Source organism: Vibrio sp. 14G-20 (genome assembly GCF_026241515.1).
GTDB lineage: Bacteria > Pseudomonadota > Gammaproteobacteria > Enterobacterales > Vibrionaceae > Vibrio.
Map to the genome: position 1 here is coordinate 30,781 of NZ_JAPHPW010000021.1, position 24,206 is coordinate 54,986.

24 protein-coding genes and 1 riboswitch are annotated in these 24,206 nt (G+C 45.4%); of the genes, 14 read left to right on the top strand and 10 right to left on the bottom strand.

What is annotated here, in order from left to right:
• Positions 1 to 10: 10 nt before the first annotated feature.
• The 5 genes from hpf (at position 11) to mgtE (ending at position 3,414) form a co-directional block, all read left to right on the top strand.
• On the top strand, positions 11 to 298 hold the full coding sequence (hpf, locus tag OQJ75_RS17060; RefSeq protein ID WP_265974327.1) for a ribosome hibernation promoting factor: 288 nt from the start codon (positions 11 to 13) through the stop codon (positions 296 to 298).
• A gap of 1 nt (position 299) precedes the next feature.
• The gene (gene ptsN / locus OQJ75_RS17065) at positions 300 to 761 is read left to right on the top strand and encodes a PTS IIA-like nitrogen regulatory protein PtsN (RefSeq protein WP_004738707.1); all 462 of its coding nucleotides are present in this window, start codon (positions 300 to 302) and stop codon (positions 759 to 761) included.
• 1 nt (position 762) lies between these two features.
• Positions 763 to 1,632 carry an RNase adapter RapZ gene (gene rapZ, locus OQJ75_RS17070; protein WP_123311633.1) on the top strand — a complete coding sequence of 290 codons (870 nt, stop codon included), beginning with the start codon at positions 763 to 765 and terminating at the stop codon, positions 1,630 to 1,632.
• 2 nt (positions 1,633 to 1,634) lie between these two features.
• A complete protein-coding gene (locus tag OQJ75_RS17075) occupies positions 1,635 to 1,910 on the top strand; it encodes an HPr family phosphocarrier protein (protein ID WP_017063734.1) in 276 nt (91 codons plus the stop codon).
• 148 nt (positions 1,911 to 2,058) lie between these two features.
• Complete coding sequence (gene mgtE / locus OQJ75_RS17080; protein WP_210473853.1) at positions 2,059 to 3,414, top strand: magnesium transporter; 1,356 nt, start codon at positions 2,059 to 2,061, stop codon at positions 3,412 to 3,414.
• A 96-nt stretch (positions 3,415 to 3,510) separates the two neighbouring features.
• Here mgtE and pmbA read toward each other — a convergent pair whose 3' ends face one another.
• Positions 3,511 to 4,854 (bottom strand): metalloprotease PmbA, encoded by a 1,344-nt coding sequence (pmbA, locus tag OQJ75_RS17085; protein WP_265974329.1) that lies wholly within the window; start codon positions 4,852 to 4,854, stop codon positions 3,511 to 3,513.
• 118 nt (positions 4,855 to 4,972) lie between these two features.
• Between pmbA and yjgA the strand changes: the two genes are divergently transcribed.
• Positions 4,973 to 5,497, top strand: a complete 525-nt coding sequence (yjgA, locus tag OQJ75_RS17090) for a ribosome biogenesis factor YjgA (RefSeq protein ID WP_265974330.1) — start codon at positions 4,973 to 4,975, stop codon at positions 5,495 to 5,497.
• A 109-nt stretch (positions 5,498 to 5,606) separates the two neighbouring features.
• Here the strand turns inward: yjgA and thiQ are convergent, their stop codons facing one another.
• The 5 genes from thiQ to mpl all read right to left on the bottom strand — a co-directional run bounded on the left by thiQ (position 5,607) and on the right by mpl (position 11,238).
• The gene (gene thiQ, locus OQJ75_RS17095) at positions 5,607 to 6,311 is read right to left on the bottom strand and encodes a thiamine ABC transporter ATP-binding protein (RefSeq protein WP_265974331.1); all 705 of its coding nucleotides are present in this window, start codon (positions 6,309 to 6,311) and stop codon (positions 5,607 to 5,609) included.
• Entirely contained in the window at positions 6,311 to 7,924 is a 1,614-nt protein-coding gene (gene thiP / locus OQJ75_RS17100) for a thiamine/thiamine pyrophosphate ABC transporter permease ThiP (protein WP_265974332.1), read from the bottom strand. Before thiP ends, thiQ begins: the two co-directional genes overlap by 1 nt.
• Positions 7,925 to 8,008: 84 nt before the next feature.
• Positions 8,009 to 9,001 (bottom strand): thiamine ABC transporter substrate binding subunit, encoded by a 993-nt coding sequence (thiB, locus tag OQJ75_RS17105; RefSeq protein WP_265974333.1) that lies wholly within the window; start codon positions 8,999 to 9,001, stop codon positions 8,009 to 8,011.
• A 53-nt stretch (positions 9,002 to 9,054) separates the two neighbouring features.
• Positions 9,055 to 9,174, bottom strand: a riboswitch (TPP riboswitch).
• A 43-nt stretch (positions 9,175 to 9,217) separates the two neighbouring features.
• Positions 9,218 to 9,841 (bottom strand): flavin prenyltransferase UbiX, encoded by a 624-nt coding sequence (locus OQJ75_RS17110; protein ID WP_265974334.1) that lies wholly within the window; start codon positions 9,839 to 9,841, stop codon positions 9,218 to 9,220.
• Between the two features lie 38 nt (positions 9,842 to 9,879).
• On the bottom strand, positions 9,880 to 11,238 hold the full coding sequence (gene mpl, locus OQJ75_RS17115; protein ID WP_265974335.1) for a UDP-N-acetylmuramate:L-alanyl-gamma-D-glutamyl-meso-diaminopimelate ligase: 1,359 nt from the start codon (positions 11,236 to 11,238) through the stop codon (positions 9,880 to 9,882).
• A 270-nt stretch (positions 11,239 to 11,508) separates the two neighbouring features.
• Between mpl and fbp the strand changes: the two genes are divergently transcribed.
• Entirely contained in the window at positions 11,509 to 12,519 is a 1,011-nt protein-coding gene (fbp, locus tag OQJ75_RS17120; protein ID WP_010435070.1) for a class 1 fructose-bisphosphatase, read from the top strand.
• Between the two features lie 90 nt (positions 12,520 to 12,609).
• On the opposite strand, the gene OQJ75_RS17125 is transcribed toward fbp, so the two are convergent.
• From OQJ75_RS17125 to OQJ75_RS17135, 3 genes are read right to left on the bottom strand one after another with little or no spacing between them, the layout of a single operon-like run.
• Positions 12,610 to 12,963, bottom strand: coding sequence for a gamma-glutamylcyclotransferase family protein (locus OQJ75_RS17125; protein ID WP_265974336.1), 354 nt, complete (start codon positions 12,961 to 12,963; stop codon positions 12,610 to 12,612).
• Between the two features lie 17 nt (positions 12,964 to 12,980).
• Positions 12,981 to 16,739 carry a translocation/assembly module TamB domain-containing protein gene (locus OQJ75_RS17130; RefSeq protein ID WP_265974337.1) on the bottom strand — a complete coding sequence of 1,253 codons (3,759 nt, stop codon included), beginning with the start codon at positions 16,737 to 16,739 and terminating at the stop codon, positions 12,981 to 12,983.
• Positions 16,736 to 18,448, bottom strand: a complete 1,713-nt coding sequence (locus tag OQJ75_RS17135; RefSeq protein WP_265974339.1) for an autotransporter assembly complex protein TamA — start codon at positions 18,446 to 18,448, stop codon at positions 16,736 to 16,738. The genes OQJ75_RS17130 and OQJ75_RS17135 overlap by 4 nt, the downstream gene beginning before the upstream one ends.
• A gap of 195 nt (positions 18,449 to 18,643) precedes the next feature.
• Here OQJ75_RS17135 and msrA point away from each other — a divergent pair, with 195 nt between their 5' ends.
• Positions 18,644 to 19,273 (top strand): peptide-methionine (S)-S-oxide reductase MsrA, encoded by a 630-nt coding sequence (gene msrA / locus OQJ75_RS17140; protein WP_265974340.1) that lies wholly within the window; start codon positions 18,644 to 18,646, stop codon positions 19,271 to 19,273.
• A gap of 110 nt (positions 19,274 to 19,383) precedes the next feature.
• Here the strand turns inward: msrA and OQJ75_RS17145 are convergent, their stop codons facing one another.
• Positions 19,384 to 19,584, bottom strand: a complete 201-nt coding sequence (locus tag OQJ75_RS17145) for a DUF1107 family protein (protein ID WP_004735283.1) — start codon at positions 19,582 to 19,584, stop codon at positions 19,384 to 19,386.
• Between the two features lie 252 nt (positions 19,585 to 19,836).
• On the opposite strand from OQJ75_RS17145, the gene OQJ75_RS17150 reads away from it, so the two are divergent.
• The 6 genes from OQJ75_RS17150 (at position 19,837) to OQJ75_RS17175 (ending at position 24,144) form a co-directional block, all read left to right on the top strand.
• Positions 19,837 to 20,388, top strand: a complete 552-nt coding sequence (locus tag OQJ75_RS17150; RefSeq protein ID WP_265974341.1) for a YtfJ family protein — start codon at positions 19,837 to 19,839, stop codon at positions 20,386 to 20,388.
• A 90-nt stretch (positions 20,389 to 20,478) separates the two neighbouring features.
• Positions 20,479 to 20,769: a DUF2607 domain-containing protein gene (locus tag OQJ75_RS17155; RefSeq protein ID WP_265974342.1), complete on the top strand. Its 291-nt coding sequence runs from the start codon at positions 20,479 to 20,481 to the stop codon at positions 20,767 to 20,769.
• 41 nt (positions 20,770 to 20,810) lie between these two features.
• A complete protein-coding gene (zrgA, locus tag OQJ75_RS17160) occupies positions 20,811 to 21,500 on the top strand; it encodes a zinc uptake protein ZrgA (RefSeq protein ID WP_265974344.1) in 690 nt (229 codons plus the stop codon).
• A 141-nt stretch (positions 21,501 to 21,641) separates the two neighbouring features.
• Positions 21,642 to 22,358 carry an ABC transporter ATP-binding protein gene (locus OQJ75_RS17165; protein WP_265974345.1) on the top strand — a complete coding sequence of 239 codons (717 nt, stop codon included), beginning with the start codon at positions 21,642 to 21,644 and terminating at the stop codon, positions 22,356 to 22,358.
• Positions 22,355 to 23,614 (top strand): ABC transporter permease, encoded by a 1,260-nt coding sequence (locus OQJ75_RS17170; RefSeq protein ID WP_265974346.1) that lies wholly within the window; start codon positions 22,355 to 22,357, stop codon positions 23,612 to 23,614. The genes OQJ75_RS17165 and OQJ75_RS17170 overlap by 4 nt, the downstream gene beginning before the upstream one ends.
• 14 nt (positions 23,615 to 23,628) lie before the next feature.
• On the top strand, positions 23,629 to 24,144 hold the full coding sequence (locus OQJ75_RS17175; RefSeq protein WP_065207465.1) for a DUF3299 domain-containing protein: 516 nt from the start codon (positions 23,629 to 23,631) through the stop codon (positions 24,142 to 24,144).
• Positions 24,145 to 24,206: the final 62 nt, after the last annotated feature.

A 24,206-nucleotide genomic window follows, 5' to 3' on the forward strand; every position in this document is an offset into this window, starting at 1 on the left:
AGGAAAGTCTATGCAAATCAATATTCAAGGCCATCACGTTGATCTTACCGATTCAATGCAAGACTATGTTCACACCAAATTCGACAAACTTGAGCGCTTCTTTGATCATATCAATAGCGTTCAGGTTGTTTTAAAAGTTGAGAAAATCAATCAAATCGCAGAAGCTACCCTGCATATAAATCAGGGGGAAATCCATGCGGCAGCAACAGATGAAAGCATGTATGCCGCGATTGATTCATTGGTTGATAAACTCGTTCGCCAACTCAACAAGCACAAAGAAAAGCTAAGTAGTCACTAACATGCAATTAAGCGAAGTACTTTCATTGGACTGCACCAAAAGTGCAGTCCAATGCACAAGCAAAAAAAGAGCCCTTGAGCTCATCAGTCAGATCGCAGCAGAAAGCTGTGGTCAAGATTCAACAGAACTGTTTGAGTGCATGTTGAGCCGTGAGAAAATGGGCAGTACAGGTATTGGTAATGGCATTGCTATTCCCCATGCTCGTATGAATGTCAGTGATAAAGCGATTGCTGTATTACTGCAATGCCAAGATCCAATCGAATTTGATGCTATTGATAATCGTCCTGTCGACCTACTATTTGCTCTGCTTGTTCCAAGTGAACAGTGTAAGGAGCATCTAAAAACCCTTTCATGTATGGCAGAACGACTTAACGACAAGCAGACTCTAAAACAGTTGCGTAATGCTCAAAGCGATCAAGAGCTTTACGACATCATGATTCAAGTGCCAACTTGCGAGCAATAACATGCGATTAATCGTGGTTAGTGGCCAATCCGGGGCCGGTAAAAGTGTTGCACTACGAGTCCTTGAAGACTTGGGGTATTACTGTGTTGATAACCTCCCCGTAAACCTGCTCAACGACTTCGTTGAGTCGGTGCGCGAGATCAATCAAAACGTTGCCGTGAGCATTGATATTCGTAACCTACCGAAAGAGCCTCAGTTAGTCACAGACACGCTAGAGCAACTTGAAGCTGCCACAGATATTGATGTGAACGTGTTGTTTCTTGATGCAAGCAAGCAGACGTTACTCAAGCGCTACAGCGAAACACGCAGAATCCACCCTCTATCAATCGGCCAAGAAAAGCTCTCTCTTGAACAAGCGATTGATTTAGAAAAGACACTCCTGACTCCTCTTGCTGAACAAGCCAGCATTGTGATCGACAGTAGTGACTGCAACCTCTATGAATTGAGTGAAAAGGTTCGCTTTAAAGTTGAAGGCAAAGAGAAGCAAGAGCTGATCATTGTCTTTCAATCGTTCGGTTTTAAGTATGGCTTGCCAAGTGACGCTGACTATGTGTTTGATGTTCGCTTCTTGCCTAACCCTCATTGGGAACCAGATTTACGACCATTAACGGGCCTCGATGCCCCGATTCACTCTTTCCTAGAAAAACACCCAGAAGTTATTGAACTCAAGCAACAGATCCAAGGCTTTGTTGAGCAGTGGCTGCCAATGTTAGAGAAGAATAATCGCAGCTACCTAACAGTCGCGATTGGCTGTACTGGCGGTAAGCACCGCTCGGTTTATCTAACTCAAAAAATTGGTGAGTACTTCGAACAACTTGGCCACCAAGTTCAAATCAGACACGCCTCCCTAGAGAAGCACCAACAGGGCTAACCATGGAATTAACTCGAACTGTACTGATCCAAAACCGCTTGGGTCTTCACGCTAGAGCAGCCGTAAAGTTGGTTGAGCTTGCACAAAGCTTTGATGCGACCATCACTATCCATAGTGAAGAAGATAAAAGCGCGACAGCAGACAGCGTGATGGGCCTGCTTATGCTGGAATCAGCACAAGGGCAACACATTACCATTCAAGCTGCTGGCACTGATTCACAGCAAGCACTGGATGCCGTCTGTCATCTAATTGAAGACAAGTTTGATGAAGGTGAGTAGCGAAAGCGCTTCATTTGCAACACCCAAAACTCAAACAGCGAACCAACCAATATTAAATCTTAGTTCTACCTAAGTTTATGATTTAAATAAGCCCCAGAATTAAGTTACTATTCCAAGCATTGTTAGAATAATGAGATAGGAGGAAAATATGGCAGAGCAATTAGAATTCGACCAAGCTCACCAAACCCTCCAAGAAGTCAGCGAAGCCCTAGAAAACGGCCGATTTGTTCACGTACGCCGACAACTTCAGGACATGGAACCTGAGGATATTGCACACCTTTTAGAAGCCTCCCCTCGCAAAAGTCGTGACGTACTCTGGCAACTCACCGATCCAGAAGACTACGGTGAAATTCTTGATGAACTAAACGAAGACGTCAAAGACGCTCTTGTGTCGAAAATGGCACCCGAGACCTTGGCAGAAGCAACCGAAGGTATGGAAACCGATGACGTCGCGTACGTACTTCGAAGCCTACCCGACGATGTTTCTCGCGAAGTCCTTTCTCAAATGGACTCCGTCGATCGTGCTCTAGTTGAAACCGCACTTTCGTACCCTGAAGACTCAGCGGGTGCGATCATGAATACCGACGTAATCACGATTCGTGGTGATGTCGATGTTGACGTTGTATTACGTTATATGCGAATGCGTGGAGAACTGCCCGATGCAACCGATGCACTGTATGTTATCGATGAAGAAGAACGTCTTATCGGTAACCTATCGCTTACTACGCTAGTCACAACTCAGCCTGATGTTCCGGTTTCAGAAGTGATGGATGATGCCGACGAAGCGATCGCGGTAGAAACCAGTGCGTCAGATATCGCGAGCCTGTTTGAACGTCGTAACTGGGTTTCTGCGCCTGTCGTCGATAGTAACCAGCACCTTGTTGGTCGTATCACCATCGATGACGTGGTTGATGTTATCCGTGAAGATGCCGAACACTCAATGATGAGTATGGCGGGTATGGACGATGACGAAGATACCTTCGCACCGGTCGTAAAATCCGCTCGTCGTCGTAGTGTCTGGCTTGGTGCTAACGTACTCGCAGCACTGGCGGCAGCATCTGTATCAAACATGTTTGAAGCAACGCTCGACCAAATGGCAGCGATTGCGGTTCTGATGACTATTGTACCTTCGATGGGCGGGGTTGCTGGTAACCAAACCGTTGCACTGGTGATTCGTGGTTTAGCACTCGGTCATATAGGTGACAGTAACAAACGCGAACTGCTACTCAAAGAAGCAGCTATCGGCTTCCTCAACGGCGTTCTATGGGCCGTTATCATTGGTGGTATTGTGGTAGCTTGGAAAGGCAACTGGGTACTGGGCGGTATCATCTCAGCAGCGATGATGACCAACTTGATTGTCGCGGGTATTGCCGGTGTAACTATCCCTGTGATGCTGAAGAAGATGAATATCGACCCGGCATTGGCAGGTGGTATGGCACTCACAACGGTTACTGATGTTATTGGCCTATCGGTGTTCCTAGGCTTAGCGACCATACTGATCTAGTTAGCATAAGCAGTTAGCCAATTTTTGGCGAAATACAGAAAACAAAAAGGGAGCCATCGGCTCCCTTTTTAATTCATCAGATTCGCTTTAATTGAATTACTCGCCCGCGACTTTCATCGACTCAAGCAAGATAGAACCTGTTTGAATTTGAGAGCGCGTTTCAACATCGTTACCGACTGCAACGATCTGATTAAACATATCTTTTAGGTTACCCGCAATCGTCACTTCAGATACTGGGTATTGGATCTCTCCGTTCTCAACCCAGAAGCCTGCAGCGCCACGAGAGTAATCACCCGTTACTGTGTTTACGCCTTGACCCATCACTTCAGTGACTAGGAAACCAGTGCCCAACTCTTTTAGCATCTGCTCGAAGTTTTGACCGGTCGATTTAACGAACCAGTTATGAATACCACCAGCATGACCGGTTGGAGTCATATCCATCTTGCGTGCGGCATAGCTCGTTAGCAGGTAAGTCGCTAGCACACCATCAGTGATGATTTCACGATCTTGAGTGAACACACCTTCGCTATCGAACGGGCTTGAAGCCAAACCACACAGGATATGAGGACGCTCAGAGATATTGAACCAATCAGGTAGGATTTTCTGACCTAAATGATCTAATAAGAACGACGACTTGCGGTAAAGATTACCACCACTGATCGCCATCACTAGGTGACCGATAAGACCTGTCGCAACATCATTTGCGAACATGATTGGGTATTGGCCTGTTGGTAGCTTTTTCGCATCCAAACGGCTAATCGTCTTTTCTGCAGCTTCTTGACCTACACGTTCAGGCGTCCACAGTTCGTCACGGTGACGTGCAACGGTGTAGCTGTAGTCACGTTCCATTTCACCATTAGCGCCTTGTCCAATCACGCAGCAGCTCGTGCTGTGGCGGCTTGAAGCGTAGCTTGCTAGTAAGCCATGGCTGTTACCATAAACCTTAACACCGTAGTGACTGTCGTAGCTCGCGCCGTCACTCTGTTTGATCTTGTCGCTATAAGCGAGCGCTTGCTTCTCAGCAGCAATCGCAATCTCAGCGGCATAGTCAGGATTAGGTTCATCAGGGTGGAAAAGATCCAAGTCTGGAATTTCTTTTACCATGTATTCTTTTGCTGCAGGACCTGCAAACGGGTCTTCAGATGTGTACTGAGCGATATCAAGCGCGGCTGCTACCGTTTGAGCAATCGCCTTCTCACTCAGATCAGATGTAGATGCGCTGCCTTTTTTCTGGCCGCGATAAACAGTAATACCAAGTGCACCATCACTATTAAATTCAACGTTTTCCACTTCACACATACGTGTTGAAACACTTAAACCCGTTGACTTAGTAATAGCAACTTCAGCGGCGTCGGCACTCACAGAGGCCATGTCCAACGCTTTTGCTACTGCGGCTTCTAGCTCAACTCTTTGCTGGGCGACTTGCTGTTTTACATCCATATCTATTCTAATTTTTTAGGTCAATATTACGTAGGATAACAAGAATTTCGCTTTCTCCCCAAGATTCTTGCTAAAATAGGCAATATATTCGTTTGAGATAGTGACATAGGCAGAAAAGATGGCTCGCAAAAACCAAAAAGCCCCATGGGAACCAGAAGAAGAAATCATCTGGGTAAGTAAGACAGAAATGAAAACGGACATGGATGCCCTGCAAAAGCTGGGAGAAGAGCTTGTTGGTCTAAAGCCTTCTGTATTAGACAAATTTCCGCTGTCTGAAGATTTGGCACAAGCGATTAAAGATGCACAACGCTTTAAAAATGAAGCGAAGCGTCGTCAACTTCAATACATTGGTAAAGTAATGCGCAATGTCGATCCTGAGCCAATTCAAGCGGCTTTGGATAAAGTACGTAACAAACACTCACAAGCAACAGCTGAGCTACATAAGCTTGAGCAACTGCGTGACCGTGTTGTAGCTGAAGGCGATACCGCAATTTCAGACGTGATGGATATGTACCCTGAAGCAGACCGTCAACGTCTTCGTCAGCTAGCTCGTCAAGCTAACAAAGAGAAAGCAGCAAATAAACCGGCTAAGTCTTCTCGTGAAATCTTCCAAATCTTAAAAGAGCTAAAGCTAGGCGACTAGTTTTTGCCTCTCCTGACTCAGAAAGATAATAAAAGACCTAGCACATGCTAGGTCTTTTTGTATTCGACGCTCTCAATATCAATAAATGTTCAATATCGAGACTCAGTCCTTATTCTCCCGCTCGAACAAAGGAACTCAATTCGACTTGTGGGTGAACGACAGTTAGTGCATCTATCGAGTCTTCGACTAAAACCTTACCCAATGCCACAAACACAAACTTGTTCGCGATACTGCGCGCATCACCTAAGTGGTGTGTCACCATCAAAACAGTAATGTTTCGCTCTGCCGCTAATCGCTTAACTAAGCTCAGCATCTCTTCACGAAGCAAAGGATCAAGCGCAGAAAATGGCTCATCAAGCAGCCAAATATTATGCGGCTGTACAAAACAGCGAGCTAGCGCAACACGCTGACGCTGACCACCCGATAAATGCTCTGGCAGCCGATCTAAATACTCAGCAACCCCTACTTGTGTAGCAGCTTGTTCGACTTCTAGCTTTTGGGTTACCGTAAGCTTTAATCCTGGGTGCAAACCCAGACCAATATTTTCACGCACCGTGAGGTGCGCAAATAGGTTGTGTTCTTGGAACAACATCGCCAATGGGCGCTGATGTGCTTCTTTGCCAATCAGCGATTGGCCTGCAACTGAGATCTCGCCCGATGTTGGCTCAATAAAGCCAGCAACCAATGCGAGTAGCGTTGATTTCCCCGCACCACTTGGCCCCATAAGAGCAACAATATCGCCCTGCTCTGCTTGGAAATCAAAACTAAACAACTCTTGGTGATAGTGGTAATCCACATCTTTCATCACTAACATCATCGGTTCCTTAACTTTTTAGCATGGAGATTTGAGGTTCGAGTAAATAAAAATTCAATCAGACTAAAACTACCCACACTCAACAACAGCAGACTGACCGAAACAACGGCTGCGGCTTCCATTTGATAGCTACCTAACAATTGGAATAGATACAAAGGCAGAGTTCTAAAGTCTTGGCTACCAAATAAGGCAATTGCACTTAAGTCGCCCATCGCCAGCATAAAGCTGATTGAGAAAGCCTGTGCCATAGGTTTACGTAATGCACGCCACTCCACCAGCCTAAAGCGAGTGAACCCTGTCATTCCTAAGCTTGCACACACATACTGATACTGCTGAGAAAGGTGCAGCATAGGCTGAGCCAAGGTTTTAATCACGTAAGGCAGCGCCATCAAGCTGTTTACGGCAATCACAATAAAGAAAGCCAAGCTGAACACATCGGTAAACGAGCGCAGTAATAAGAACAGGCCCGTACTGATCACCAAGCCCGGCGTCACCAAAATGATAGTGCCAATCAGTTCAATCTTATCCGCTCTAAAGTTCTTATTCTGCAAGCGCCATGCGCGACTGGTTAGCAGGATCGCGATACCAATACCAACGGCGATAATACTAGCGAGGGAAGCAACTCGAACCGATGTCATTAACGCTGCCCAAAATGGCTCGCTGCTCAAGACTGTGAGCGCCTGAGAGTTAATACCACTTAGAATAACCATGGCTAATGGCGGCAATACCAGGATTGAGACTATGATGATCCAAAAGCTATCCCAAGCTTTTGACCACCAGCTGTCCTTAACCAAATATTTCTCTTCCGACAGCTGACTAGCCGTCACAGATATAGGCTTAGACAAACGCTGAATACTCACCGCTAATACGCCACACAGCAGCATTTGCCATATCGCGAGTAACGCGCCAGCTTGCAAGTCAAAGTCGAATTTGATTGCTTGATAGATGGCTAGCTCAATGGTGGTCGATTTCGGACCACCACCCAACGCCATCACGGTAGCAAAGCTGGTGAAGCACAGCATGAACACTAAGCCACACACATGCGGTAATTGCTGCCTTAGCCTCGGCCATTCAACCCATTTAAATTTATTCCAATGGCTCATGCCTAAGTGAGCACAGAGTTTATGCTGCTCGGCAGGCACGGTATCTAACGCTTGCAGAAGTAAACGGCTGGCATAAGGCAGATTAAAGAAAACGTGCGCCAACAAAATACCATTCAAGCCATAAATCGAGAATGGTAGCTCAATGTCGAAGTTCGCCAAGAACTTAGCTAACCAACCACTGTTGCCGTAAATCGCTAGCAAACCAAACACGCCGACCAACACTGGCAGAACCAAGGTCGACGCGAACAATCTTAATAACAAGGCTCGTCCAAAAAACTGTCTACGACACAGAGCGTGTGCAATAGGTATAGCAAAGCCAACACTCAGCACTGTTGAGAGTGTCGCCTGATAAAAGCTGAATTTCGTTACATGCCAATAGTAAGGATCTGACCATACTTGGCTGATATCAAGAGAAGGGGCATTGCTAAGCAATGCCCCAACTGCTGAAACCACGAAGGCGGTAATGAGTATCGCAACCCAGATCCCTACCTTAGGTGTTTTCTTTATCATAAATTGATTTTTTTACCGTAAATGGTTCACTCCATACATAACGAATGAACCTTTAAATACAGAAAGCGAGTTTTTAAAAGTACGTTAGAAAGTAAGTGCACTCTGCCATTCACGAATCCAAGGCTTACGCTTCTCGGCAATCTCTTCCGAGCTAAAGCTCAGCGCCTTCTGCGGCACTATTAACTGCTCAAAACCTTTTGGTAGCTCGACACCCGTTACTGGGTACATCCAGTTACCTGTAGGCATCGCCGATTGGAAATCATCACTTAGGATAAACGCCATAAACTCATCAGCAAGCTTTTCGTTCTTGCTGCCTTTAACCTTAGCGGCCACTTCAACTTGAGTGTAATGCCCTTCTTCGAAGCTCGCTGCTGCGTACTTAGAATCGTTCTCTGCAATGATATGGTAAGCCGGAGAAGTTGTGTAAGACAGAACCAAGTCAGACTCACCTTCTAGGAACATAGAGTAAGCTTCAGACCAACCTTTGGTTACCGTAACGGTTTTCTGAGCTAGCTTCTTCCAAGCTGTCGTTGCTTCATCGCCGTAAACCGACTTCATCCATAACATCATGCCTTGGCCAGGTGTTGAAGTACGTGGATCTTGATAGATAACCTTAAGGTCATCACGCTGCTCAACCAGCTCTTTCAGGCTCTTAGGCGGGTTTGCGAGCTTCTCTGTGTTATATACAAAAGCAAAGTAACCAAAGTCATAAGGTACAAAGGTCTTATCATCCCAACCATTAGGCAGTGTTACTGATGAGGTATCAACGTTGTGCTCAGCCAATAAGCCTGTCGCTTTCGCTTCAGCCATTAGGTTATTGTCTAGGCCTAATACGATGTCAGCCTTGCTGTTACCGCCTTCAAGACGTAAGCGGTTAAGAATAGACACGCCATCTTCAAGCGCGACAAAGTTCACATCACAACCACACTTCTCTTTAAATGCTTTTTCAACGGCAGGACGAGGGCCCCAATCCGCAGCAAAAGAATCATAGGTGTATACAGTCAAAGTGTTGTCTGCTGCGAAGGCAGAAAAAGAGATCGCTGTAGTAACAGCAAGGGTAGTTAATGTGAATTTCACTGGACGCTCTCCATGGTCTGAGCGGCACAGGTTTGAGGGAGGAGAACGGTAGAGGTTGTTCCTAACTCAATTCCTACGCCAGCATTATCTGGTTCAGGTTTACGGGTCCCAAGCGTGTGCTTGATCTCAGCTCGCATTCATTATTTGAATGGTTCGCTCCCCGATGAGTGTTCAGAATTGTAATTCGAATTTTAACAATAAGCTATCAAGTTTGGATCAATTACGTTGATCGTACCCCCAACGTGGCACTAAACCCTGCTCGATACCAAGATGGTCCAGAATACGCGCCACCATAAAATCAACCAAGTCTTCAATCGACTTAGGTTGGTGATAAAAGCCTGGAGCCGCAGGCATGATCGTTACGCCCATGGTTGAGAGTTTGTGCATGTTCTCTAGGTGAAGCGTCGAAAATGGTGTTTCACGAACCACCAACAGCAGCTGTCCTCGCTCTTTCATCACCACATCTGCTGCGCGCTCAATCAGGTTATCTGACAGGCCATGAGCAATTGAAGCCAAGCTGCCCGCAGAACATGGGCACACCACCATCTGCTTCGGTGCTGCTGAACCAGAGGCAACCGGTGAGAACCAATCATCTTTGCCACACACCACCAGCTTTTCAGGGTCGCAATCTAAATGCTTAACCAAGGCTTGTTTCGCCGCATCCGGCCCAGCAGGTAACTTAAGTTCGTGCTCGGTCGCCAATACCACTCGCGCTGCCGATGAAATCAGCAAGTAGACCTGATAATCTGCCGCCAGTAGGCATTCAAGTAAACGCAGTCCATAAGGCGCACCAGATGCGCCTGTGAAAGCAAGAGTTATCGCTTTATCGTGTTTTTTCATGTTCTCAGTTACTTCAAATTATAAGGTCTTGGATTGAGTTAACCTTTAAGGGCTAACGCATCCAACAATTTCTGGTGAATACCGCCAAAGCCACCATTACTCATTACCAAGATTTGGTCGCCCGCATGTGCCTCTGAGACAATTTTAGCAACGAATGCATCCATATCATCACTTACGTGCGCGGGTTGATGACAAGCATCCGCAACATCTTGTACAGACCAATCAATGTTATCTGGTTGGAATAAGTAAGTGGAATCCGCTTGTGTAAGCGAATCAGCTAAGGTTTCTTTGTGCACACCACGCTTCATGGTGGCAGAACGAGGCTCTAAAACGGCAATGATTTTTTTCGTGTCGACCTTATTACGTAAACCACCGAGCGTAAGTTCAATCGCCGTTGGGTGATGAGCAAAATCGTCATAAACAGAGACACCGGCCACCTCGCCTTTAAACTCCAAGCGGCGCTTAGTATTAATAAAGGTAGCTAGCGATTCACAAGCGAGGTCTGGTGTTACACCCACGTGTCGTGCAGCGGCAATCGCCATCAAGGCATTATTTACGTTGTGGTCGCCCACTAAATCCCAGTTTACCGTTCCAACACATTCATTTTGGAAGTAAACCTCAAATTGAGAGCCATCTTTGACCAGTTTCTTGGCATCCCAGTCGCCTTGCTCGCCACTCGATTCAGTTTCACTCCAGCAACCGCGAGCTAGAACATCTTCAATAGCGCTGTCTTGCTTAGGTGAAAATATACGGCCATTGCTCGGCACAGTACGCACCAAATGATGGAATTGACGCTTAATCGCTTCAAGATCGTCAAAGATGTCCGCATGATCGAACTCTAGATTATTCACCACCAAGGTTCTTGGGCGGTAATGAACGAACTTAGATCGTTTATCGAAAAAAGCACTGTCGTATTCGTCAGCTTCTACCACGAAGAACATACTTTCACCAAGGCGAGCAGAGATACCAAAGTTACCCAACACTCCGCCAACTAAGAAGCCCGGTGCATAGCCACAGTCTTCCAAGATCCAAGCCAACATGCTTGATGTCGTGGTCTTACCGTGCGTTCCCGATACCGCTAACACCCAACGGTCATGCAGCAGGAACTCTTGCAACCACTGAGGGCCAGAGGTGTATCTAAGGTTGTTATCCAACACATACTCAACACACGGATTACCGCGGCTCATTGCGTTACCGATAACCACGAGATCTGGCCTTGGTTCTAATTGGCTAGGGTCGAACCCTTCAATAATTTCAATCCCTTGTGATTCCAACAAGGTGCTCATTGGTGGGTAAACATTCGCGTCACTACCCGTAACCTTGTGACCTAATTGACGAGCCAATACCGCAGCACCACCCATGAAGGTGCCACAAATTCCTAAGATATGAATATGCATAAATTGCTTCCAAACGCTTGGCTAAATAAACGATGCCTAATTAAAACGGCCTGCACTCATTATCATTAAATGGCGATTAAAAGCGAGCGGCAATGCAAAACAAATTGAGTCGACATAGTAAGTGAGATCTGTGTCGCTTAGTTCATTACCATTAAAAAGATCTAACCTTTAGAATTTAGGTAAGCGTCTAGATGAATAAAGCCCACTCAAGAGGCCTAATCTACAGTGCTCAAATCCCCCCTAATATTGAGAGAAGTTTAAGGAAATAACATGTCTGAGATGCGCACCCTTGGTGAGTTCATTGTTGCAAAACAAAATGACTTTCCCCATGCAAGTGGTGATCTATCATCCCTTTTGTCATCAATTCGTCTTGCTGCAAAAATTGTTAACCGTGAAATCAACAAAGCAGGTCTTGTCGACATTACTGGCGCTGTTGGTACAGACAACGTTCAAGGTGAAGAGCAACAAAAGCTAGACCTTTACGCGAACGACAAATTTAAAGCAGCTCTAGAAGCTCGTGACCAGGTTTGTGGTGTAGCAAGTGAAGAAGAAGACGAAGCCGTTGCCTTCAATAAAGAGCTAAACAAAAATGCAAAATACGTTGTTTTGATGGATCCACTTGATGGATCTTCAAACATCGATGTGAATGTATCTGTTGGTACGATTTTCTCTATCTACCGTCGAGTATCACCGATTGGCACTCCACCAACAGAAGAAGATTTCCTACAACCTGGACACAAGCAAGTAGCCGCGGGTTACGTGATTTACGGTTCTTCAACCATGCTTGTTTACACGACAGGCGCCGGCGTAAATGGCTTCACCTACGACCCATCATTGGGTACTTTCTGTTTGTCTCATGAAAACATGATGGTCCCTGATGAAGGTAAGATTTACTCAATCAACGAAGGTAACTACTTCCGTTTCCCTACGGGTGTTAAAAAGTACATTAAGTACTGCCAAGAAGATGAGCCGAGTGACAACCGTCCTTACACCTCTCGCTACATTGGTTCTCTCGTATCTGATTTCCACCGTAACCTACTGAAAGGCGGCATCTACTTGTATCCAAGTACACAAAGTCACCCTCAAGGAAAACTGCGCCTGTTGTACGAGTGCAACCCAATTGCTTTCCTTATGGAGCAAGCGGGCGGTATCGCATCAGATGGTGTTCAACGCATCATGGATATCAAACCAACTGAGTTACACCAACGTGTGCCTTTCTTCGTTGGTTCAACAAGTATGGTACGTAAAGTAGAAGAGTTTCTTGAGCTTAACCGAGACTAGTTTTCTCGATTAATTATCAAAATAGCGTCATTAAAAAAGCCAGCATTCATATGCTGGCTTTTTGTTTGATAACTCAAGGATATATAGCGGCTAACAGTTATTCCGCTTACACCAGTCACCCGAAAGTATTTCTTTATTAGCTGTTAGATCAATCTGATATAAATATACCCATGCTAATCCAAATATAGTCTCTATTTGCTCGCGACGATACTCAACAGGAACATCTTCTAGCCGATCGAGCGACTCTAAAATTTCGTCGTTAATGATATAGACCTCGCCAGCGACACTTTTCTTTCCAAGAATCATCGCCGGATAGGTACCTAAATCAAAAAGCGCGTATTCCTCAGGTGTATCAAACTGCCCTAATAAATCACAGCCCTTCAAATAGTGGTGATTGGACTGACCTTGCCTCAAGGTTCCATAAACAAAAACAAGATGCTGCATACGCCCTCCATGCGGCTTTACTCGAACTCAAACTGATAGAGAAGGTCTACAGCACTGTCGAGACCTGACACGGCTTCAACGTAGAGATCCTGCATCAATCGATAGCGGACTGTAAACTCTCCTAACGAGTTAAAGATGCCCACACCATATTTTACCTGTAAGCCCGGCAGGATGTAGCCACTTACCGTCACTTGAGAGTCATCGCCAGAGCCTGCGGTATCCAGTTGCAAATCTTGTACACCAAAGGCTTCACCAATTTCGCCGACAACCTTACCACTCTTCGCCAAACTCAAACCAATTAAGGTTGTCGTCATCGAGCCGCTCGATTCACCGTCGATATCTTGGCCACGCAAAATATAAGACAGCGCGTTCGCTTGTGGCATTGCAGGATCAGAATAAATCTCGATGGTCGGCTCTGTCGCAGGGCCTGTCACTCGAATACCTGCGGTCACGTCATCCTGAGTATTATCAGGATTACGAATCGCATTGATGGCTACGTATGGCTGATCCGGTGGACCATTCATTAGAATCTTACCCTCTTCGATTAAGAGGTCTTGCCCGAATGATTGGTAAGTACCATCGACGATGTTCACTTCACCTGTAATAAATGGACCTTGGTCTTTTTGAGCTACGTTGAGCTTACCGACCAAATCACCTTCAAGGCCGAAGGCAGACAGTTTAAAGTCATCACCAATGGAGATATTAATATTCGTCATCACGTTGAATGGAATCGTATCTTCGTTTTCTGGCTCTAGATCTTTATTCAAAATAACCTGATCAGAAGAGACACCAACTGCTGACGGTGGTAAGTCTTCAACAACAATTCGTCCCCATGGTAAGGCGATATCACCGGTGATTTTCGCCAGATCTGGTGTAACATCAATGGTCATATCAGGCACGACCTTGACCTTAACCATAGGTGGAATATCAACCATCAACTCATCAGCGAAAACTCTAACGTTAGAGTGCCATGCTGTAAGAACTTGCCAATCTCCGGTTCCCTCAATATCAAGGTGACCATCAGGCGTTTCGACATTCGCATCCAGTTTTGCGCTATACCCATCAAAGTCGAGGTCGATGCGGCCATCTTTCACATCAACAGGCGTGACGTCACCTTTAACTTGAATACCATCAACAGAGAATTGACCAAAGACTTGAGGGTGCATCAAAGAGCCTTTAACTTGAAGATCACTCTCTAGGTCGGCTTTCAATAAGCTGTATTCACCTAGTATTGGTTGTAAGAAATCAAGATGGAACGTGGTCAGCTTAATTGCTGCATCGACCATTTTATCTTCGGCGAGAATATCCGGTAACGACACCGTGCCAGACAGGTCACCATTGTCGGAAACATCCAACTTAAAGTCGGCATCCAGTTTGTTGTCTTTCAGTTGGGCATTCAATGCAACGCTTTCCCAACCCAGAGTGATTGGCTCACCCACTTGTTGAACAACCTGACCTTTCGGCATATCAACGCTTACCGTAACCTCAGGCTCACCTTGTTCAGACCACTTAGCATGAGCGGTCGCATTGACTAAGCCCTGTAATTGCGTCTCATTAGGCACAAAGGCTTTAATCTGCTCGAAATCGAATTGATTGATGGCCACTTTGGCCTCACCCGATTTTCCGACACGAACGTCTTCATCCAAACACACACTTGAACCCGATTGTTTCCAACAGTGCGCTTGAACATCGGCAAACTGCTTATCGACATCCGCCTTTATCGCGACAGGTTGGTCTAACACCCAAGGGCCTTGCTGAGTGGTGATTTTGACTCTATCTAACGACCCATCCCAAATGATAGAAGGGGTTTGAATCAACTCTCCGGAAATAGCTAAGCTTGTAGACACGATGTCGGATATCACATCAAGTGTCACTGTGTGCTTCTTCTCACCACCACTCACCTTGAGATCAATGCTTTCTACGCTTTGATCTTGATAGGTTAAGTTGTTAGCTTTTAATTCAAGATCGGCTTGAGCTTCAGGCAATGGCAGAGGAATCACAGAGCCATTAAGCGACAAGGATTCTAGTGTTGCTTCGTTGTTCCAATCTACCTTATCCACATTTAGAGCGAGATCGACTTCAGGCTCTTTCGTAGGACCACTTAGCTGGATGTTACCAATCACTTTACCTTTCAAATCAGGGGCGCTTTTTACAAGCTCAGGGAAGTAAATCTCAACACCCATGTCCCATTTTTTATCAAGCTCACCCTGAGCCTTAATCGAGTTAACACCGTGAGCTAAGCTCAAACCACTGGTTTTCAGTTTTGGTTCACCGCTCGCGCTGCGATCCGATGCTGACAACTGACCTTCGATATCCAGAGGGTATTCTCGCAAGATCCCTTCAATATCCAATTTAAGCAGTTCAATCGCCCAGCCGCCCACTTCCGTCAACTCACCCGAGGTGACGATGCTTCCGCTAATGTTGCCCTCGGCTTCAGGCCACTGCAGACCCGGTTGAATATCTTTGAGTGTCACGTCAGCTTGCCAGTTAACGAGACTCTTCCAGTTCGCTTTAACGACGCCGTTAAGCTCACCGCCTAGCGTGTTGAGCTTTAGACGCTCGAGCTCAATCTGTTCCGTCGTGCCTTTGCCCTGCAGATCGATGGCTAACTCAGGGATTTCCTTACCATCTGCTTGACCTTTGAGCTGCACATTGAAACCACCTAGTGAGCCATCAGCTTTGAATTGTTCAATTGTCGCTTGGTAATCGCTTTTTCCGGTAAGGGGCCACTGCGCTTGTCCACCCTCTAAAAGAAGGTCAAATGGCAGAGTCGGCTCTAAGGGTTGAATATCCCCAGACAACTTTGCCTCAATCAATTCAGAAAATTGGGAATCTAGGTTTAGCTTAGCCACGCTACCTTGTGCTTTCAGAGATAACTTCTGCCCAGCAAGGTCGGTTTCTTTCACTAACGCATCCAAAGAAAGATCTAGCGGATAACCGCCCTTGAGCTCAACCTTCATCGTTAGATGAGCGCTTGCTTGTGGCATATCGAGTTCGAGCGTTGGAACATCAACCGTGTGTTTACCCGCGCGTGCCTCTAGTCCAAGGTGATTCACAACGATTGGTGTTTCTTGTTCCAAGGTGAAACGGTTAAGATCAAAACGCTCCAACACAACCTGTAAAGGAATCCAGACTTCCGGCAATTCGATAGCCGTTTTCTCGGTAGCTTCTGGCTCAACCGTTTCTGCTTGCGGTTCTTCTGTCGACTCCGCGAGTTTTACCTTAAGATCATTGAATAAGGTTGGCGATACCGTCAGCTTTTCGCCCTGCATACTCAAAGCCGTAGAGAACAGGCTCCATTCAATTTCATGCCCTAAGATATTCAACTTGATATCAGACAAAGCGATACGGTTGATCACGATTGGCAACGGTGTTTTTACCGATGTTACGGGCGGAGTCGGTTCTGTTTCTTCTGGAGAGGCAGGAGGCAGTTCAGTAAATGCGAAGTCCAACCCTTGAATCGCTAAACGATCGACACACAGCTTAGGGTCGAACAGGCAGCGAGGATTAATAGCCAAGTTCAGCTTTTGAACCTTGGTATCGATATGCAGGCTGTCATCTTTAAACTGAACATTATTAAGCGTAAAACTTGGGAAAAGTGCCCCTTTGGTACTTTCCACTTTAAACTGTGGCAATGCTTTTTCAGCGCCCCACAGCACAGTGTTCAACCCTGGGTTGGTGAACAAAACAAAACCTAGCAGGGCTATCAACAACAGCAAAATAGACGTCAATGAGATCGACGTCCACTTAATGAATTTTCCCATCACTTTGATCATAATTCTGGCCCTAAACTAAAGTGTAACTGGAACTCATCACCTTTTGCTGCATCTAGACCCCAAGCAAAATCTAAACTCACTGGACCAACAGGAGACGCCCAACGAACACCGACACCGGTGCCGTGTTTCCATTCCGGTTTGTCATTAAATGCATCACCAATGTCGTAGAATGCTGCGCCCCACCAGTTTCCAACCAAGCGGTATTGGTATTCAAGCGAGCTGGTTGCAATGAATTTTGCACCCGTTAGTGCGCCACTTTCATCGCGAGGAGAGATCGACTCATAACCATAACCACGAATGCTGTTGTCACCACCAGCAAAGAATCTTAGGGAGGGAGATAGCTTATCAAACTCGTCAGCAAAGTTACCGCCAAATTGAAGTCGAGTTAAGCCTCGGTGATTGTCGCCAATGCTTCGAATCCAAGCGGTTTGGCCTTGAAAACGAACAACCTTAGTTTCAGATAGCAGGGTATCGTCAGCCGCTTCAACCATGATGGTTTGTTTGTCACCCCACATTGGCATCGAGCCACCACGAGTTCGAGTTCGTGAGAAAGAGATACCCGGCAATACGAATTGTGCCAAGTCATCTTGCAAACCTTGTTCATAGTTTTCGACCAAGTATCGAATGAACACCGTGCGTTGCCAGCCGTTATCCAGGCGCCAATATCTTTCTAAGGCAAGGTTTGATTCCAAACTCTTGGTATCACGATTATCCAAATTCTTCATACCGTACTTAACTTGGTAGTAGTCATTAAGTACGTCATCCAATGGGATTTTATAAGCTGCCGTGATCGTCTGCTCAGGCTTCGAGATCGACAAGCTACTATTGAAGCTATGGCCTCGATCATTAACCCAAGGTTTTTTCCATTTGAGAGTGCCTTTCACACCAAGGTCGGTTGAGACACCGATACCCGTTTCGATTTGGTTACGAGCTTGCGGAGCAAGGCTAACCTTCATCGGAATTTCTCGACCTTCGCCTAACTGGCTTAAATCTGGCTCAACAAATACCGAGGAGAACCAATCCGTATTCGACAAGTTTTGGTTGTACTCGCCGACTTTGGTGATTGAGTAAGGTTCACCATCTTCAAACGGCTTGAGGGATTGAACTTTGTCATCTTCAATTTGACTGCCCGTCACAGTAGTTGTGCCAAAGTGATAACGGATACCACTGTTGTAATGAAGACGAACATAAGCGCGGTTCAATTCAGGAGCGACTTCTAGCTTACTAAGATCATAAGCCCCATCGAAGTAGCCTTTCGCTAATCCAAGGTTGCGGATCGACGATTTCAAAGAGTCATAATTACCATGATTCAGAGTCGAACCTTTAGACAAGCTACTCTTCGCTATCAAGGCTAAAAAGTCTGGGTCACCTTTGGCTTCACCCGTCAGAACGATATCTGAAGTATAAATAACAACAGGCTCTCCCGGCTCAACCGTAACGGTCATTTCGGTGTCATCTTCGGAGTGAGTAAATGTGATTTTAGGGTGGTAGTAGCCTAACGCATTAAGGGCTTCTTTAATCATAGATTCCAAGCGAGATTGGAACCTTAGTGAAACCGAATACTCTTCTTCAGGGATCGCACTCAGATAAGCATCAACATTATCCTCAAGCGCTCCATCTAGCCCTTTAATTTCAAGGGAAACGTCAGCGAAAGCGAGCGTAGATGACAATAGAGTGCCAATCAGAACTGGTAAAGTTTTTCTTATCATGTTTAATTGGTGAAGAAGTTATCAATACGTTAATAAGTGAAAAGAAATAATACCGCTAAATAGGCATTGAGTCTGTAATTAATCCTGGAATAACACGGTCTAATTTAAAGACTTATTCAATATTGACCAACAGTTAATATGAACCCACGTTAAATAAAAGCCAGCGCGGTAAACGTATGCGAAAAGGAATATAACATGCTAAACAAACAACAACTGGTTTCTGCAGCAACCGCACTACCGGGAAATGCTGACCCAATTCGAATCACTGAGCGCCATTTCGTCAATCAAACCTACCTGCTCGATGCGCCTACGGACTCTCAACAAGAAGTCCTGTTTGGTATGGGATGCTTCTGGGGAGCTGAGCGTTTGTTTTGGCAATTGGATGGCGTTATTTCAACATCCGTTGGTTACGCTGGCGGTTACACGGTTAATCCCACTTATGAACAAGTATGTACTGGGCAAACCGGCCATACCGAAGTCGTTCGTGTCATATTTGATAGTGAACAAACCTCTCTAGCTCGAATACTTGAGACCTTTTGGGAGCGTCATGACCCAACTCAAGGAATGCGCCAAGGCAACGATTTAGGGACTCAGTACCGTTCCGCGATTTACACCTTCAGTGAAGAGCAACAGTCTATCGCTGAGCACTCTAAACGAGAATATCAACGAGCAATGACTGAATCTTTAGGCAACGAGATCACGACGGAAGTTCTACCTGCGGGAAAATATTTTTTTGCTGAAACCTATCACCAGCAATACCTAGCTAAAAACCCTAACGGTTACTGCGGACTAGGCGGAACAGGGGTTTGCTTCCCGCCACAATAGAGGGCAGTTAGGCACCCTACCTCAAACGATATCCAGTAAAAAAGGGCTTCCATTAGGAAGCCCTTTTCGTTGTTAATCTATTTGAAGCAAGACCAATCAATAAAGCTCAGTTACACCGGCAGCGCAGCAATCGTGCCGTTAACTTCTTTAAAAATGGTGAGCTTTTGTTTGTCTGAAACTTCAGGAAGAAGCACTTTGCCTTGGTCGAAGCGAAACTCTCCGATACCTTCAATAGCAAACTGGCCTTTGAACAGGACTTTAACGAAACGCGCCACCTGATGTGGACGGTAAGTAGAAAATTTTCTTAACATAATACAACCTCAATTCCATTTGAGTACTACAGTCACGTACCTGAACACCACCGTATTCAAAGCACATTCAATCGCTAATTCCTTTAGCAAACAGCAAGATAATCTATTGTTCATCTCGATATTAATGCATTATACCTTTTGGTAACAAGCCTGCAACTTATTTCTACGTCGTACGATAAAAAAGTTAAAGAGGCATTTTTCAAATTTCATATTATACTTCCAGAGCAAACCAATAAGCGGAACAAAAATATAATGAAAAACAAAACTCTACTGGCTTTTTTAGCCGCAGCCTCTCCACTCTTAGCCAATGCTCACAACTTATCTGTAGGTGCAACTCTGCCTGCTGTCGATGTTAGCAACTATGGTGAAATCGTACTAAACGACGGAAATACTGGATATCAAGCTTGGGCAACCAACGCTCTTCTAGGTAAAGTTCGCGTCGTTCAAGCTATTGCAGGCCGTAGCAGCTCGAAAGAGCTCAACGCACCACTGATGGCAGCCATCACAGCATCGAAATTCGCAGAAGACAGCTACCAAACCACTACCATCATCAACCAAGATGATGCGATTTGGGGTACTGGGTCTTTTGTTAAATCGTCAGCAGAAAGTAGCAAAGAAGAATTTCCATGGTCTTCTATGGTGCTAGATGAAGACGGCACGGTAGCGTCATCATGGGCTTTAAAAGAAGAAAGCTCTGCGATTATCGTTCAAGACAAGCAAGGTAAAATCTTGTTTGTTAAAGAAGGGGCATTAAACGAATCAGAAGTCACTCAAGTCATTGAGTTGATTAAAGCGAGCCTTTAATAAGATATTCGCGTCTTTTTCGAGACCTGACCAAAGGATATTGTTATATTATAACAGTATCCTTTTTTAATTCTGTGGTTAAACATACTCATGTGGCAAAACACATCTAACAATGTGAAACGCAAAACAAGCTTCTTGCTTGGGCTGATGCTCATGTTAAGCGTGTTAGCCGCGACACACATCGTGGATATCTCACCAGAACACCACACTTCACACCATTGTGAGCTGTTTTCGATAAATCAATTCATTACGGCGCACTCACTTCCACAGCTCCCAGAGTTCCATTCGGAATTTACTGTCGCTATCACAGAGTCAGTCATTTCGTTACAGCGCCTTTATTTTGCCTATTTAGCACGTTCACCTCCTGTAAAGATTGCTTAATTACCACTACTTTTTAATTAACCTTTATTCAGGAAAAAAACATGAAACCTACTATTTTAGCCGTTGTTATCGGCATGACTGTTTCTACAAATGTTCTAGCTAACGAAGAATTCCGCTCTCATGGTGCACACGTACACGGTCAAGTTGAAGTAAACATCGCGCAAGATGGGCAAGAACTGCTTGTTGAAGTGACCGCTCCCGGCGCGGATGTGGTTGGCTTTGAACATGCTCCAGAAACAGCAGAACAAAAGAAAGTGTTTGAGCAGGCTATCGCACAATTAAACAAGCCAGAAGAGCTGTTTAGTTTTAACAATGCGAGTTGTACTCTGAAGTTCAAGTCAGTGGCGAACACCTTAGAAGGCGACCATGAAGGCCATGATCATGCGGAACACGGTCATGACGAGCACAAAGACCATGACCACGCTGAACACGATCATGATGACCACAAAGGCCATGACCATGCTGAACACGATCATGACGACCACAAAGACCATGACCATGCTGAGCACGATCATGATGACCACAAAGACCATGACCATGCTGAAGGTGGCCACGGTGAATTCACGGTTGAGTACCATTACCAATGTTCAGACGTTGCTCAGCTAGACACAGTTAGCACTCAATGGTTCTCTAAGTTCAGTAATACAGAAAAAATGACTGTTAACTTGCTAACAGACACAGCTCAGGTACAAGAAGTGCTTAACGCAGAGCGTATTAGTTTCCGATTCTAATCACTCCTAGGTCGGATTAAACGTAAAATAAACAGCCAGGTAAGTCATCACTTACTTGGTTGTTCAAATCGGTGTGTTCTGGGGAATTTATGTTTCAAATAGCTGTCCAGTAGATACACCGCTTTAATTATTGGAGCTAATATGCCTTCTGACAGTTCATCACTTGTGGTCAAACTCGAAAATATCAGCTTTCGTTGGAAGCCTGAATTACCACCAACGCTAGAGATCCCCTCTCTGTACATCCAAGCCCAAGAGCACCTTTTTATTAAAGGGCCAAGTGGATGTGGAAAATCAACATTGTTAGGGCTACTGACAGGAATCAACCAAGCCGAGCAAGGAGAAGTCTCTATCCTTGATCAAGACCTTACTCAGCTTACACCTCGTCAAAGAGATAAATTCAGAGCAGATCATATTGGTTATATTTTCCAACAATTTAACCTGCTTCCTTATCTATCAGTTATCGATAACGTGACGCTTCCTTGCCTGTTTTCACAGATTCGTAAACAGCAAGTCGCTGAAAGCCAGAAAAGCTTACAAGAGACGGCTCGAGAGTTGTTACTCCGATTAAAGCTACCTCAAACCTTGATGGACAAGCCTGTTACCGAGTTGAGCATTGGTCAACAACAACGTGTAGCCGCAGCCCGTGCCCTAATCGGCCAGCCCAAAATCATCATTGCAGATGAACCAACATCCGCATTGGATCATGACAACCGAGAAGCCTTTATCGAACTGTTGTTAGAACAAGCTAACCAGGCAGGTTCTACTCTTATCTTTGTTAGCCATGATCCCACACTAGAAAAGTTGTTCACTCGAACCATAGATTTAAAAACCGTTAATCAAGCTAAGGTTGTCGTATGAAAGTAATTACTCACTTAGCCCTAAAAAGCGTACTCAACCGCAAAGCGACCGCCATCCTTACCATTCTCACGGTTGCTGTATCCATCATTCTCTTGCTCGGCGTAGAGCGCGTTAGAACCGAAGCAAAAAGCAGTTTCGCCAATACGATTTCAGGTACTGACCTTATCGTTGGAGGCCGTTCTGGTCAGGTAAACCTTCTGCTTTACTCAGTATTCAGAATCGGTAATGCGACCAACAACATCGACTGGAAAAGCTACCAAGAATTTAGCCAGCACAACGCTGTAAAGTGGGCGATACCAATCTCACTGGGTGATTCACACAAAGGCTTCCGCGTGATGGGTACAAATCATAGTTACTTTGAAAACTATCGCTATGGAAGTAAGCAATTACTTACTTTCCAACAAGGTAAAGAATTTGAACAGCTATTTGATGTAGTGATTGGTGCCGATGTCGCGAAGAAGTTGAACTATACGATTGGTGACCAAATCATTCTTGCGCACGGTATCAGTGATGTTGCGTTTAGCCGTCACGATAATCTGCCCTTCAAGATCGTGGGAATACTGGCACCAACCGGAACACCAGTAGACAAAACCGTACACGTATCGCTAGAGGCAATCGAAGCGATTCACGTTGGCTGGGAATCAGGTGCCAACTTAGGTCACACGCCGGATGCTGAAACGCTCAAGACCTACGATTTCCAACCTAAACAGATTACTGCGATGATGGTTGGCCTTAACTCGAAAATCCAAACCTTCGCACTGCAACGAGAAATCAATAACTACCGCCAAGAGCCGTTGAGCGCCATTATGCCGGGCATTGCGCTTCACGAATTGTGGGGAATGATGGCTGTAGCAGAACAAGCACTGTTAATTGTTTCAGGGTTTGTTGTTGTCGCCGGTTTATTGGGCATGCTCAGTAGCCTACTCACTAGTTTGCAAGAAAGGCGTCGAGAGATGGCTATCCTACGTGCGATGGGCGCAAGACCTCGTCATGTGTTTGGTTTGCTAATTAGTGAAGCCAGTGCACTGACCTTCCTCGGTATCACATTGGGTGTTGCCGTGTTGTTTGCTCTGATCGCAGTAGTTGCTCCTATTGTGCAACAAAGCTATGGTATCAACATATCGATATCCGCAATCACACCTCATGAGTGGAAACTGCTTATGTTGGTGCAAGTTGCCGGAATCATTATCGGCTTTATTCCCGCTTTCAGGGCTTACCGTCAGTCATTGTCTGATGGCATGACTATTCGAATCTAAAATAGGAACCTACGATGCAACGCAAATTCCTACTGATACTTGGGTTACTTATGTTCCCATTTATCAGCACAGCTCACGCTGACACCACTCAGACTGACGAATCGGTATTAACACTCGATTGGATTGACTTAATTCCAGAATCGGAACGAGCACAACTAGATTCATTTGGCATGCCGATGGTTAACCACGACAGTATGGACAAACCTCAACAATCGACACTTGGCGCTGTTCGTCCGGAGTTGAATGGCAGCACAGTTAAGATCCCAGGCTTTGTGATTCCATTGGAAGGCGATGAGAACATGATCACGGAGTTTCTGTTGGTGCCTTACTTTGGCGCATGTATCCACGTGCCACCGCCGCCACCGAACCAAATCATCTATGTGAAGTTCCCTAAAGGTGCACCGATCCAGCAGTTATGGGATGTGATCTATTTAGTTGGTACACTGAAAACGGAATCAATAAGCCACGACTTGGCGCAAACTGGTTATCTTATTGAAGGTACTGCAATAGAAGAATATGACGACATGTAGTCATTAGAAGGGTGGCTCAAGGATGAGCTGCCGTCACTGAACAAAAGATATTATTCAATAAC